We start from the raw sequence: 12,692 nt of genomic DNA on the forward strand, positions 1-12,692 counted from the left end.
TTGCGCTTTCGATCTCTCGTTAGCGGGAGGCGAATTCTACAGCGTTACACGCTGCTGTCAACACCTCATTTCCTGCTCCGATGACTTGAAGCTGACACTGCCAAAAACCGTACAACTCATTGAATTTCAAGGAGTTTCCCGTTTCGGCTACGCCGGAAGTGGGGCGAATTATAGGCCGTTGAAATTCCGGGTCAAGTGTTAAGTGAGCCTATTACCAGAAAGCCTACTATATATAGAGGGATTGCAATTAGTGCGCAGTATATTGCACACAACTGACAAGTTAAGCATGATGTTCGGCTTCATGCACCCTATCGCTTAGGCACCCCGCGTAATGACAAAGCAACCACAAAGCCTTGCCTCTTCCCTACTGCCTGTTGGCTTGCTTCTCATTGCCATGGCTTCCATACAATCAGGTGCATCCCTTGCAAAAAGCATGTTCCCCATCATCGGGGCCCAAGGCACAACTGCGCTGCGCCTGATTTTTGCCAGCATCATCATGCTGATGATACTGCGCCCCTGGAGAGCCCAGCTCACAGCAAAATCACTTAAAACCGTAATTGTTTACGGGATCGCTTTGGGCGGGATGAATTTTCTCTTCTATATGTCCTTGCGCAGCGTGCCGCTGGGCATTGCCGTAGCCTTGGAGTTTACCGGCCCTTTGGCAGTGGCTATTTACGCATCCCGCAGACCTATCGATTTTCTCTGGATAGGCTTAGCGATTACCGGACTGTTACTGCTTATCCCAATGGGTGCCAGCAATCACGGTATTGATCTAATAGGTGCGGGATATGCTTTAGGGGCAGGAGTCTGTTGGGCTTTTTACATCCTCTATGGACAAAAAGCAGGCGCTGATAACGGAGTTCAAACCGCTGCCTTAGGCGTAATGATTGCCGCCCTTTTTATCGCGCCTATCGGAATTGCCCACGCGGGCGCGGCTCTATTGACCCCAGCCTTGATCCCCATAGCCATTGCTGTAGCAGTATTGTCCACCGCTTTACCTTATACGCTCGAAATGATCGCTCTTACGCGCATGCCTACACGTACGTTCGGCACCCTAATGAGTATTGAACCGGCATTTGGCGCACTTTCTGGCCTTCTGTTTCTGCATGAAATTTTAACGTTCACGCAATGGATAGCTATTTCTTGCATCATCATGGCTTCGGTCGGCGCTACCTTGTCGATGCGCAATCATTCAAAACCTGTCGTTACCGAAAGCTCACCATCAATTTGACACAGTTCTGGTAATTGACTCTCATTTAGGCGATGTTGATGCGTTATAGGAGTTGCTCAAGGGAGAACTCTGGATCTGGATAAGGATATTCACCAAAAAAACATGGATAGATGGTTGGTCGATCCCCCCATGAAACCGACGCATACGCTTAAGGACAGAAATGAAACAAATTTTGATAGCTTTAGCCGTGCTTGTTTTGGCCGGCTGTGCTGCAACCTCTGAAACTTCCGTTAAGCACGGCAAACGAGGCATGCATATCAATTGCTCTGGATTGTCCTCATCGTGGAACAAATGCTACGCCGAAGCCGAAAAGTCATGCGGTAAAAAAGGTTACCGGGTCATTGCCAAATCTGGCGACAGCTCTGAAGAACCGGGGGACTATCCATTCGGTTTGAATCCGGCCGGATATACCAGCCGGAGCATGATCGTTCTTTGCAAGTAGAGGACCCGAATGCACTGCCGCGCCATTGACTGAAATGTATGCGCGGCAGTACAGCTCACGCACTGATTGTCAGGGGTTCGGTTCTGGCTTGTAGCCATTGAAGAGCAATACCCTCAAGCAAAGGACTCAAACGCTCACGCACTTGGGCGTGGTAAGCATCCAGCCACTTCAACTCTTCAATTGACAGCTGCGACGGCTCGAGACAGCGCGTATCAATCGGACACAGCGTTAACGTTTCAAACCGCAGGAAAGCCCCAAATTCTGAAGTATCCGCCTCACGGTTCAACACCAGATTTTCTATACGTACCCCCCAACGCCCAGGACGATAGGTTCCCGGTTCGATTGAAGTGATCATCCCCACTTGCATGGCTGTTTGCGGAGCAGGGGCAGCTTGATAGGCAATGACCTGTGGTCCCTCATGCACATTCAAAAAGTAGCCGACACCATGCCCTGTACCGTGACCGTAATCGACGCTATCTGCCCAGATTGGCGCTCTTGCAATTGAGTCCAGCAAAGGCGACAGAATTCCTTTTGGAAATTGAGCTCTGGACAAGGCAATCACACCTTTAAGCACCCGCGTGCAATCACGTTTTTGCTCATCAGTCGGCAGACCGACAGGTACCATACGGGTGATATCGGTTGTACCGCCCAGGTATTGACCACCGGAGTCGATAAGCAGCAGCCCATCTCCCTCGATCACCGCATGCTCTTGCTCGGTAGCGTGATAATGCGGCATCGCGCCATTAGCATTAAATGCAGCGATTGTGTTGAAACTCAAAGACACAAAACCCGGTCGTTTCGCACGAGCTGCGGTTAAGCGCTCATCGATAGTCAGCTCGGTAATGCGTTCACGGCCAAGGGCGCTTTCCAACCAGGTAAAAAACTCACAAAGCGCGGCGCCGTCTTGCTCCATGGCCCGACGGATGTGCTGCGCATCGTCCAGACTTTTACGGGATTTGGCCAAGGTTGTCGGATTCAAACCTTCTACCAGCCTCACATCACTGTGCAAATGACTCAGCAACCCGCAGGTAACGCGCGCGGGGTCTATCAACAGGCGAGTAGACGGGTGTAGTGCTGCCAACGCTGCACCTACTTCACTGTATTCGCGCAGCAATACACCCTGCGCCTCAAGCAGCTGTTGCAAAGCAGTGCTGACTTTTCGTCCATCTACAAAGATCGTGGCTTGTTCAGCCTCAATTAATGCAAACGACACAAATACCGGATTGAATGAAACATCTGATCCGCGCAGGTTAAATAACCATGCGATGTCATCTAGTGTGGCGATAAAGTGCGCGTCAGCTTCGCGCTCAACAAGTGTTTTGCGTAGCTGTGCCAGTTTATCTTCACGACCTACAGTCGCCTGCGGTGGCAAGTGCTCATAGATCGGTTTAACTGGCAGCGCAGGACGGTCTTCCCAAAGCTCATTCAGCAGATCCAAGTCAGTTCGCAGTAAAGCACCACGGTCCTTAAGCTTGGTTTCCAGGATCCGTGCCGAGGCTAGAGCAAGTACTGCACCATCAACCGCAACGACCGAGCCTTCAGACGCTTGCTCGGCGAGCCATTCCAGGGGGCCCGGCTGGCCCGGTTGTAGCTTGACCAGCTCAATGGTGCTACCGGCAAGTTCTTTGGTCGCTTGCTCCCAGTAACGACTGTCTGTCCAGAGCCCTGCAAAGGTCGGGGTTACAATTAATGTACCCACTGAACCGAAAAAACCTGATAACCATTGGCGGCCCTGCCAATAAGCAGGCAAGTACTCCGAAAGATGGGGGTCGGCCGACGGCACCAGGAGCGCCTGAATTGCATTGCGGCTCATCAACTCACGAGTGCGAGCCAAACGCTCCAACACCAATCCCGAATTCAACGACTGGGAACTCATACTGTCTCCTGCTCAACACGGCTATTTATTATTCGTTTCGGATAATGGATCAGCCGTCATGACTGAGCAACCGCCCAAAAAGGTACAGGCGTGGCCACTGCCGACTTGATGGCCTGAACAGCGACATCAATGTCTTGCTCGCGAGTAAAGCGCCCCAAGCTCAAGCGAATGGTTCGAGCCGCACTTTCAGCATCAAGTCCTAGAGCAAGCAAGACGTGGGACGGTGCTTTACTGGCCGAGTTACACGCAGAAGTCGCCGAGTAGGCCAAAACCGTACTCAATGCCGAACTATTGAAATGCCCTTCACTGAACGTCAGGCTCAAGGTGTGCGGGATTCTATGTGTCGGACAACCGTTACACCGCACTCCCGGAACATCAGCTAACTGCTCCAGCAAACGCTCACGCAAGCTACCAATATGAGACAGTTCTTCAGAAAATGACTCACGGGCCAGCGCAAAGGCGGCCCCCATGCCGGCAATCTGGTGGGTTGCCAACGTACCGGAGCGAAGGCCGAACTCGTGCCCTCCTCCATGTATTTGCGCCTGCAAACGAGCCTGCGCTCGCGGCCCCACATATAAAGCCCCAATACCTTTGGGCCCATATACCTTGTGGCCGGAAAACGACATCAAGTCCACGGCCCAGTTCCCCAGATCGATAACGGTCTTGCCCGCACCCTGGGCGGCATCCACATGGAATAACGCACCGTGCTCACGCACACGCAGGCCGATGGCCGGGATGTCATTAACAGTACCCAACTCGTTATTGACCAGCATTAGAGACACCAGCAACGTATCTTCGCGCAAGGCATCACTGACCTGTTGGGCACTGATAAGGCCATTGCAGTCCGGCGCCAGGTACGTCACTTCAAAGCCGGATTGCTCAAGGAAACGCGCGGTATCCAGTACGGCCTTGTGCTCAATTTGACTGGTAATGATGTGGCCGCGCACTTTACCGCTCGCATGCGCAACACCTTTCAATGCCAGGTTGTTGGATTCTGTGGCACCCGAGGTCCAGACAATGTGCTCAGGCTGCGCGTTAAGCAGCTCAGCTACCTGCTCTCGAGCGCGCTCTACCGTGTGGCGGGCCTGCTGGCCAAACACATGGGAGCCTGAGGCTGGATTACCGAAATTGCCTTCAAAACCCAGACAATCAACCATCACCTGAATGACACGGGCGTCCACAGGTGTGGTGGCGGCGTAATCGAAATAAAGAGGTCGTTTGTTCATTTTACAAACCTACTGAGCGCGTTCCGGAATCAGGCAGTGCTTGATATCAGAAAAATGAAGCCGCTTTTGAAGCGGCCATTAGGAATAACCGATTGAGCGAGAGGAATAAAGAGACTGACTTGAGAAAAGCTGCAAGAGCATTCCCAAAACTCCAGGCCTTAAAATCTTCCCTTATAAAGCGCCTTTAGCGCTTCGTGTGCAAGTCGGATATAACATAAGGATATATAAATATGGAATTAGGTTAGTTTACGGAATATCCAAATAACTTTATAAAGCTGTCTCCGGCTTTCCTTTTGTGGGCAGAGCCCCTGCAAAAAGGAGCTGTCAATGCAGCTTTTGACTTTACCTGCAACGCCAGCCCTCGCAACGTCCATCAGGGCCACCGCCCAAGTGTTTGAAGATCCGTCTTCGAAAGCATTACTCACCCATTTGCAGCAAATAGCCCCCAGTGATGCGAGCGTGTTGATCATTGGTGAAACAGGCACGGGCAAAGAGTTGGTTGCACGGCACATCCATCAGCTCAGCAACAGGCATCAACAACCATTTGTGGCCGTCAACTGCGGCGCCTTTTCTGAATCGCTCGTCGAAGCCGAGCTGTTTGGCCATGAAAAAGGCGCTTTTACTGGGGCGTTGGCAGCCAAAGCCGGATGGTTTGAAGAGGCCAATGGCGGAACGCTGTTTCTGGATGAAATTGGCGACTTACCCCTGCCCATCCAAGTGAAACTGTTGCGCGTCCTGCAAGAACAGGAAGTGGTGAGATTGGGTTCACGTAAAAGCACCCCGATCAATGTTCGCGTACTGGCCGCTACCAACGTCAATCTGGAGCAGGCCATTGATGCGGGGCACTTTCGTGAAGACCTGTATTACCGATTGAATGTGGTCAGCCTGGTATTACGGCCATTGCGTGAACGGCCCGGGGATATCCTGCCGCTAGCCAAGCACTTTCTGCAGACTTATCGGCAGCGTTTACAACATGGCCCCAGGACGCTGAGCCGATGCGCTGAAGATGTGCTCATGGAACACCCTTGGCAAGGCAACATCCGTGAGCTGGAAAACGTTATACACCACAGCTTGCTTCTGTGCCGCAATCAGACCATCACCGCGCAGGATCTGCGTTTGTCGCAGTCACGCGGCAGACGATCAGAGCCTGCACTAGTGCCGCAACATAGCCCGGATACCACTCAGCACTTACTGCAACGCGCCTTCCACAAGCTCTTTGAAGAGGAGCCCGGGGCCCTGCATGAGACCGTTGAAGACAGCCTGCTGAGGGCCGCCTATGAGTTCTGCCATTTCAATCAAGTACACACGGCAAAACTGCTGGGCTTGAGCCGGAACGTCACACGCACACGCCTGATCAAGCTTGGTGCTCTTTCAGTCAACACGCGCCGGGGCGAGGCGCAAGCATGCACGGCGGTTTAGCTGGATAACATTCACAGCGCCAGATAGTAAAACGAGCCATAGGTCTATCGCCGCTGCTCTGAGTTATCGGTAAGATGACGTCCTTCCTGCGCGTCAGCGCTGTACGTCCCGCCGAATTAAGTCGACCCCATGCCATTTGAACTCAGCGTAGATGTGACCACCCTCGCCATTCTGGCCGCCGTTGCTTTCGTAGCCGGCTTTATCGATGCCATTGCCGGGGGTGGGGGCTTACTCACCACGCCTGCCCTGCTCACTGCCGGCCTGCCGCCCCATCTGGTACTGGGTACGAACAAGCTCAGCTCGACATTCGGTGCCGCCACCGCCAGCCTGACATTTTACCGACGCAAATTATTCCACCCCAGAGAATGGAAACTGGCTATTTTTGGAACCTTGGCAGGCGCATTGATCGGAGCCGTTGTCGCCCACTACATGCCGGCCGAGTGGCTCAACAAAATGCTGCCAGTCATTGTCTTTGGCTGCGGATTGTATCTGCTGTTTGGGGGCACACCTAAAACCCCGATCGACAACGACGCGCCAATCAAAAAGAAATGGCAATTACCGCAAGGCTTGACCCTGGGATTTTATGATGGCGTGGCAGGCCCGGGCACCGGTGCATTCTGGACCGTCAGCAGCATGCTGATGTACCCGATTGATCTGGTGAAGGCCAGCGGTGTCGCCCGCAGCATGAACTTCGTCAGTAACATTGCAGCGCTGACGGTGTTTGTCATCGCCGGGCATGTGGACTGGGTAATCGGCCTGACCATGGGATTTGCGGTCATGGTCGGTGCTTTTTTTGGCGCCCGCAGCGCGATCAGCGGCGGCGCCAAATTCATTCGGCCGGTGTTTATCACCGTCGTTCTGGGTTTGACTGTACGTCTAGCTTGGCAGCACTGGTTCGGCATGGCCTAAACGGCGCGCCACGTACAAGTCGATGAGGTAGCGCGCGATTGAGCGCGACGCGGGCAACGGTGGCAAGTTGTGCACATTGAACCACTGCGCATCTTCTATCTCGTCGGCTTGAGGCACGATTTCACCGCCTGCATATTCAGCATGAAACCCCAGCATCATTGAGTGCGGGAATGGCCAGCACTGACTGCCGACATACTGGATATTTTTGACCTCCAACTGCACTTCCTCGCGAACTTCGCGAACAAGACATTCTTCGGCAGATTCCCCCGGCTCGGCGAACCCTGCCAGCGTGCTGTACACGCCCGGTACAAAGCGTGGCGAGCGCGCCAGTAACACCTCATCACCCCGTGTGATCAACACAATCATGCTCGGCGAAATGCGCGGATAACTGCGTAAGTCGCAAGCCGCACAGTACATGGCTCGTTCCAGCGGAACTTGAGTCATGGCCAGGCCGCAACTGCCACAAAACCGGTGTTCGCGCGACCATGTGCCAATCTGCGCCGCGTAGCCCAGTACCTTGTAAAGGGTGTGATCACCTTCGAGCATAAAGGCCCGCAAACCCTGCCAGCGACACCCTTGTATGTGCGTGTGACTCTCAAGCTCCAACAGGTACACCGGTTCGCCATCCAGATACCCGATGCCGTGCTCAGCCAACACGGGCAACGCCTGACCCTTGATCCACTCGCGCGCAAACAGCGGCCCGTTATCGTCCAGCAAAAACCCATCGGGGCCGCGCACCACTGCCAGGCCGCCAGGTTGTTGTGTATCCAATACTGCTGTGGTCCAACGCGGTGTCATTAAAGGATCCTTGGTCAGGGTGAAAAAACATCAATCCAGAAATTCAGGCTTTTGCTTAGTCATGTGCGCCGTCATTGCCAAACGCAGGTCGCTGGACTGGAGCATGGCCGCGTTCCACGTCGCCACATAGTCCAGACCATCGTCAACCCGGTGATCGCGCATATAGCTGATCATCTGCTTGGTCCCGGCAATGGCAATCGGTGATTTTGCGGCAATATCTTGCGCAATTGCCATAACCCCGTCGATCAAGGTCTGATGATCCTCGAAAACCCGGTTGACCAAGCCTATGGCACGCGCTTCATCCGCAGCGACCATGCGCCCGGTATACGCCAGCTCACGCAACATACCATCACCGATAATTCGCGGAAGGCGTTGCAGCGTGCCGACATCCGCCGCCATGCCCATATCAATTTCCTTGATCGAGAACTGCGCATCTTCTGCGGCATAGCGCATATCGCACGCAGCGATCAAATCGATGGCACCGCCCAGACAGTACCCTTGAATAGCCGCCAGCACCGGCTTTTGGCAGTGATCGACAGCATTGAATGAGGCTTGCATGTGCAAAATCTTGCGGCGCAGCAGGCGCGCGTTACGCCCCACGTCCTTGCCCATTTCATTGGCAACAGAAGCCAGCAACATCAGGTCTATACCGGCCGAAAAGTGCTTGCCCGCGCCGCTTAGCACTACTACACGTACTGCATCTGTCTCATCGATCCACTGGAAAATCTCAATGATCTCGGTCCAGAACGCCGCATTCATCGCATTGATTTTTTCAGGACGGTTGATCTGCACGTGGGCGATATTACCTTTTAACTCAACCTGAAAAGCCTGGTAGTCGGACATAACCTGAATCCTTTATGGAGTGCTGCTGCCGGTCAATTAGACGCGGACTATAACAAGCACAGCCGGGCTCAAGCAGGCCGTGATTACGCCAAAACTAGAGAATAAATCGGTCAATGGCCTGCGCTACACCATCCTCCAGATTAGTGCCGGTCACCACTTGCGCTTGCGCCCGAACCTCCTCAGGCGCCTGACCCATAGCTATCGAGAGTCCGGCACGATGAAACATGGCAGGATCATTGCCGCCATCACCAATCGCCGCCGTACGCGACAACGGCACATCCAAAAACTTGGCAAGCGTCACGAGGGCGTTGCCCTTGTTGGCCTCAAGTGCGGTGATATCGAGATAGCGCGCTTGAGAGCGGCTAGCCACTGCCAATCCATTCAACAAAGGCTGCAAGCGCTGATCAAGGTCCATCAATAAAGGGGCGTCACTGCAGGTCGCAACAATTTTGTGCACCTGATCCAGATAAGGTTCGAAGCTCTCTACCACTTGCGGCGCGTAGCCCAACCCCTGTTGCTCATGCGCGACCATTTCGCCGTGTGGGTCACGCAACAGCCACTGGTCATCCACAAACAGCCAGACTTCAACCTTGAACTCAGCCAGAAAATCCAGGGTTATACGGACGGCATCCGGGTGGACATGATGGGATTGCAAATACTCGCCTTGCGGGCTGACCAACAAACCACCATTGAACCCCGCGACGGGCAGTTTAATGTCCAACTGCCTGATGATTTCGCGCATCGCCCTGGGAGGTCGTCCCGACGCCAGCGTGAAGTAAATACCGGCGGCTTGAAGTGATTTGACCGCCTCAATATTTCGCGGGCTGAGCGTGTGGTCTGGCATAAGCAGCGTGCCATCCATGTCACACAACACCAACTCGATAGCGTCTTTGTTCACGTCATTCATCCTATTTTCAGCCACACCCGGCCATCACGGGCAAGCAGATCCTTGGCCGCCTGCGGGCCATCCTCACCCGCCTTGTACGGGTGTACCTCGGTGTGTTCACGCCAGGCATCCAGAAAAGGCTGAACGCCGCGCCAGCCATTTTCGATATTGTCGGCGCGCTGGAACAAGGTCTGATCGCCAGTCAGGCAGTCGTAAATCAATGTCTCGTAACCTGTGGACGGCTGTGCTTCAAAGAAGTCTTTGTAAGCAAAACCCAGTTCGATATCGGCCATCTTCAGACCTGGCCCCGGACGTTTGGCTTGCAGGTCAAACCACATCCCTTCGTTGGGTTGAATCTGGATACGCAAATAGTTGGGCTTTATTCGCTCGACTTCGGTGTCACGGAACTGGGCATAAGGCGCAGGTTTAAAGCAGATCGCGATTTCGGTATCGCGGGCACTCATGCGTTTGCCGGTGCGCAGGTAAAACGGCACGCCAACCCAGCGCCAGTTATCGATCATCACCTTGAGTGCAACATAGGTCTCGGTCGTACTGTCGGGAGCCACGTTATTTTCTTCGCGATAACCCGCAACCGGCTTGCCACCCAACTCACCCGCAGTGTACTGCCCACGCACCGAATTTTTCAGTGCGTCTTCTTTTGACCACGGACGAATCGCGCCAATCACTTTGGCTTTTTCACCGCGCACTGCATCCGCGCCAAAGGCGGCTGGCGGCTCCATCGCCACCATCGCCAGTAACTGAAATAGATGGTTGGGCAGCATGTCGCGCAAAGCGCCGGTATGTTCGTAAAAACTACCACGCGTCTCGACCCCGACGGTTTCTGCCGCCGTGATCTGCACATGGTCAATGTAATGATTATTCCAGAAAGCTTCGAAAAGCCCGTTGGAAAAACGACTGACCAGAATGTTCTGAACGGTTTCCTTGCCCAGATAGTGGTCAATTCGATAAATCTGCTTCTCGCTCATCACGGTCAGCAAGCAAGCATTCAAAGCTTGCGCCGACTCAAGATCCGAGCCAAAAGGTTTTTCAATGACTACCCGGCGAAACGCTTCCGGGGTTTCCTTGAGCAAACCGCTGGCGCCCAGCCGCTGTATCACCTCGCTAAAAAAACGTGGTGCAGTGGCCAGATAAAACACCGCATTGCCGGTGCCACTGGCGTTGATTTTCTGTTCCAGCGCCGCGTAGGTGCTGTCATCCAGAAAATCGCCCTGCACATAGCTGATGTTTTTCGCCAGCGAAGCCCATAACTCGGGGTTCAACCCTTGGCCGTCAGGATGATCCACTTTACTGGAGGCTTCATTGCGAATGAAATCCTCCAGTTTTTTGGCGAAGCCTTCATCACTGATTGCATTGTGGTCAACGCCGACAATGCGCAGACCGTCGTCCAGCAAACCGTCCCTACTCAAGTTGTACAGCGCCGGCATCAGCAGGCGCTTTACCAGATCGCCGTGGGCACCAAACAGAAACAGTGTGGTGGGCGGCGCAGGGTGGGAATCGGATTTACTGGACTGATCAATCATTTTTTAGACGTCTCCACGTGGCCACCGAAACCAAAGCGCATGGCTGACAGCATTTTGTCGCCATAGAGGCTTTGCTGACGTGAACTGTAGCGGGCAAACAAGGCTTGCGACAGCACAGGCACTGGTGTCGATTGTTCCATCGCAGCTTCAATAGTCCAACGGCCTTCACCGCTGTCTGCTACAGCACCCGAGTAGCCATCCAATGCTTCGTCAGTGGCCAGAGCATCGGCGGTCAAATCGAGCAACCAGGACGACACAACGCTGCCGCGACGCCATACCTCAGCGATATCACCCAGGTTGAGGTCAAAACGCTGATCTTCAGGCAGGTTTTCACCGCCTTTCATTTTCATCAGGTTGAAGCCTTCGGCATACGCTTGCATCAAGCCGTATTCAATACCGTTGTGAACCATTTTTACGAAGTGCCCAGCGCCTGCAGGCCCCGCATGGATGTAGCCACGTTCAGCACGGTCGTCATCGGACTTGCGGTCCTTGGTGCGAGGAATATCGCCCATGCCCGGCGCCAGCGCTGCGAACAACGGATCCAGGTGCTTAACCACCTCGGTGTCACCGCCGATCATCATGCAATAGCCGCGCTCCAGCCCCCACACGCCACCGGATGTTCCAACGTCGACGTACTGGATACCTTTTGCAGACAACGCCTGCGCACGACGAATGTCGTCTTTGTAAAACGTGTTACCGCCATCGATGATGATGTCATCCGCGTCGAGCATATTGCTCAACGCCTCAATGGTGTCTTCGGTCGGTGCACCTGAAGGTAGCATCACCCACACTGCACGCGGCTTGGACAGGCCGTCGACCATCGCCTGCAGGTCGGCAACAGCGGTTGCGCCTTCCTTTTCCAGCGTGTTGACGAAGTCGGTATTGCGGTCAAAAACCACGGTTGTATGCCCATTGAGCATCAGACGCCGCGCGATGTTACCGCCCATACGGCCCAATCCAATAATTCCCAACTGCATGTACTGTTGCTCCCAACGACAAATAAATAGGTGTGCAGCACCTTACTGCAGCAGTCTGCAGCAGTGGTTAAGGTGCCCGGCTTGGATTAGTCCTAGCGCATGGTGCGTAGTTTCGCACAAGCAGCCACTCAGATTCGCGATTCAATGCGTCCAAAAGACGAACGAACGTGCACAGACAGCAAAAAATATAAAAGTTCCCTTCCGACGAAAAAGAAATCAGAATTGGCGCTGACAGTGATCCACGCTCCTGAATGGGGCGTTCGGGTACTCGATGATAGATGCCAGAGGCCACACCCATCATGAACACCGTAATGTCTGCTCGACCTGCCCAAACACTTTATGTGTCGATCCGCCGCGACGAACTGCGCCAACTCAAGGATGAGCGTGCACAGTTACAACACCAGGTCGAACAGCTACGCCAACAGCTACATATCGCCCAGAGCGGGTTAACCCCTCTGCGCTAAAGCCGCCTGAACGGCACTGCGCGCGCCCTTCGCCGCATTTGCCGTCGCCCTCTACAAAGTTTTCACATCATTTTGGCAAT

The 12,692-nt window shown here is 53.9% G+C and carries 12 protein-coding genes; 5 read left to right on the top strand and 7 right to left on the bottom strand.

What is annotated here, in order from left to right:
* The first annotated feature begins 331 nt into the window (after positions 1 to 331).
* Positions 332 to 1,231 (top strand): threonine/homoserine exporter RhtA, encoded by a 900-nt coding sequence (gene rhtA / locus GHN86_RS20000; protein ID WP_153382199.1) that lies wholly within the window; start codon positions 332 to 334, stop codon positions 1,229 to 1,231.
* Positions 1,232 to 1,391: 160 nt separating this feature from the next.
* Positions 1,392 to 1,673, top strand: coding sequence for a hypothetical protein (locus GHN86_RS20005; protein ID WP_153382201.1), 282 nt, complete (start codon positions 1,392 to 1,394; stop codon positions 1,671 to 1,673).
* Positions 1,674 to 1,728: 55 nt separating this feature from the next.
* Here GHN86_RS20005 and GHN86_RS20010 read toward each other — a convergent pair whose 3' ends face one another.
* Positions 1,729 to 3,549: an aminopeptidase P family protein gene (locus GHN86_RS20010; RefSeq protein WP_153387184.1), complete on the bottom strand. Its 1,821-nt coding sequence runs from the start codon at positions 3,547 to 3,549 to the stop codon at positions 1,729 to 1,731.
* 56 nt (positions 3,550 to 3,605) lie between these two features.
* On the bottom strand, positions 3,606 to 4,775 hold the full coding sequence (locus GHN86_RS20015) for a cysteine desulfurase family protein (RefSeq protein ID WP_153382205.1): 1,170 nt from the start codon (positions 4,773 to 4,775) through the stop codon (positions 3,606 to 3,608).
* A gap of 327 nt (positions 4,776 to 5,102) precedes the next feature.
* Between GHN86_RS20015 and GHN86_RS20020 the strand changes: the two genes are divergently transcribed.
* Both GHN86_RS20020 and GHN86_RS20025 read left to right on the top strand, forming a co-directional pair.
* Positions 5,103 to 6,194 (top strand): sigma-54 interaction domain-containing protein, encoded by a 1,092-nt coding sequence (locus GHN86_RS20020; RefSeq protein ID WP_153382207.1) that lies wholly within the window; start codon positions 5,103 to 5,105, stop codon positions 6,192 to 6,194.
* A gap of 129 nt (positions 6,195 to 6,323) precedes the next feature.
* Positions 6,324 to 7,103, top strand: coding sequence for a TSUP family transporter (locus tag GHN86_RS20025; RefSeq protein WP_153382209.1), 780 nt, complete (start codon positions 6,324 to 6,326; stop codon positions 7,101 to 7,103).
* On the opposite strand, the gene nudC is transcribed toward GHN86_RS20025, so the two are convergent.
* The 5 genes from nudC to gnd all read right to left on the bottom strand — a co-directional run bounded on the left by nudC (position 7,071) and on the right by gnd (position 12,148).
* Positions 7,071 to 7,901, bottom strand: coding sequence for an NAD(+) diphosphatase (gene nudC / locus GHN86_RS20030; protein ID WP_153382211.1), 831 nt, complete (start codon positions 7,899 to 7,901; stop codon positions 7,071 to 7,073). The genes GHN86_RS20025 and nudC overlap by 33 nt on opposite strands.
* A gap of 30 nt (positions 7,902 to 7,931) precedes the next feature.
* The gene (locus GHN86_RS20035) at positions 7,932 to 8,744 is read right to left on the bottom strand and encodes a crotonase/enoyl-CoA hydratase family protein (RefSeq protein ID WP_153382213.1); all 813 of its coding nucleotides are present in this window, start codon (positions 8,742 to 8,744) and stop codon (positions 7,932 to 7,934) included.
* Between the two features lie 94 nt (positions 8,745 to 8,838).
* On the bottom strand, positions 8,839 to 9,651 hold the full coding sequence (locus tag GHN86_RS20040; protein ID WP_153382215.1) for an HAD family hydrolase: 813 nt from the start codon (positions 9,649 to 9,651) through the stop codon (positions 8,839 to 8,841).
* A complete protein-coding gene (zwf, locus tag GHN86_RS20045; protein WP_153382217.1) occupies positions 9,648 to 11,171 on the bottom strand; it encodes a glucose-6-phosphate dehydrogenase in 1,524 nt (507 codons plus the stop codon). Before zwf ends, GHN86_RS20040 begins: the two co-directional genes overlap by 4 nt.
* Positions 11,168 to 12,148, bottom strand: coding sequence for a phosphogluconate dehydrogenase (NAD(+)-dependent, decarboxylating) (gene gnd, locus GHN86_RS20050; RefSeq protein ID WP_153382219.1), 981 nt, complete (start codon positions 12,146 to 12,148; stop codon positions 11,168 to 11,170). Before gnd ends, zwf begins: the two co-directional genes overlap by 4 nt.
* Positions 12,149 to 12,447: 299 nt before the next feature.
* On the opposite strand from gnd, the gene GHN86_RS23465 reads away from it, so the two are divergent.
* A complete protein-coding gene (locus GHN86_RS23465; RefSeq protein ID WP_228384983.1) occupies positions 12,448 to 12,612 on the top strand; it encodes a DUF6026 family protein in 165 nt (54 codons plus the stop codon).
* The last annotated feature ends 80 nt before the right edge of the window (positions 12,613 to 12,692 follow it).

Source organism: Pseudomonas helleri (assembly GCF_009600315.1).
Classification (GTDB): Bacteria; Pseudomonadota; Gammaproteobacteria; order Pseudomonadales; family Pseudomonadaceae; genus Aquipseudomonas; species Aquipseudomonas helleri_A.

Coding starts and splice junctions, on each gene's coding strand:
- rhtA (WP_153382199.1), top strand. CDS start 332: ATGACAAAGCAACCACAAAGCCTTGCCTCTTCCCTACTGCCTGTTGGC.
- GHN86_RS20005 (WP_153382201.1), top strand. CDS start 1,392: ATGAAACAAATTTTGATAGCTTTAGCCGTGCTTGTTTTGGCCGGCTGT.
- GHN86_RS20010 (WP_153387184.1), bottom strand. CDS start 3,549: ATGAGTTCCCAGTCGTTGAATTCGGGATTGGTGTTGGAGCGTTTGGCT.
- GHN86_RS20015 (WP_153382205.1), bottom strand. CDS start 4,775: ATGAACAAACGACCTCTTTATTTCGATTACGCCGCCACCACACCTGTG.
- GHN86_RS20020 (WP_153382207.1), top strand. CDS start 5,103: ATGCAGCTTTTGACTTTACCTGCAACGCCAGCCCTCGCAACGTCCATC.
- GHN86_RS20025 (WP_153382209.1), top strand. CDS start 6,324: ATGCCATTTGAACTCAGCGTAGATGTGACCACCCTCGCCATTCTGGCC.
- nudC (WP_153382211.1), bottom strand. CDS start 7,901: ATGACACCGCGTTGGACCACAGCAGTATTGGATACACAACAACCTGGC.
- GHN86_RS20035 (WP_153382213.1), bottom strand. CDS start 8,744: ATGTCCGACTACCAGGCTTTTCAGGTTGAGTTAAAAGGTAATATCGCC.
- GHN86_RS20040 (WP_153382215.1), bottom strand. CDS start 9,651: ATGAATGACGTGAACAAAGACGCTATCGAGTTGGTGTTGTGTGACATG.
- zwf (WP_153382217.1), bottom strand. CDS start 11,171: ATGATTGATCAGTCCAGTAAATCCGATTCCCACCCTGCGCCGCCCACC.
- gnd (WP_153382219.1), bottom strand. CDS start 12,148: ATGCAGTTGGGAATTATTGGATTGGGCCGTATGGGCGGTAACATCGCG.
- GHN86_RS23465 (WP_228384983.1), top strand. CDS start 12,448: ATGAACACCGTAATGTCTGCTCGACCTGCCCAAACACTTTATGTGTCG.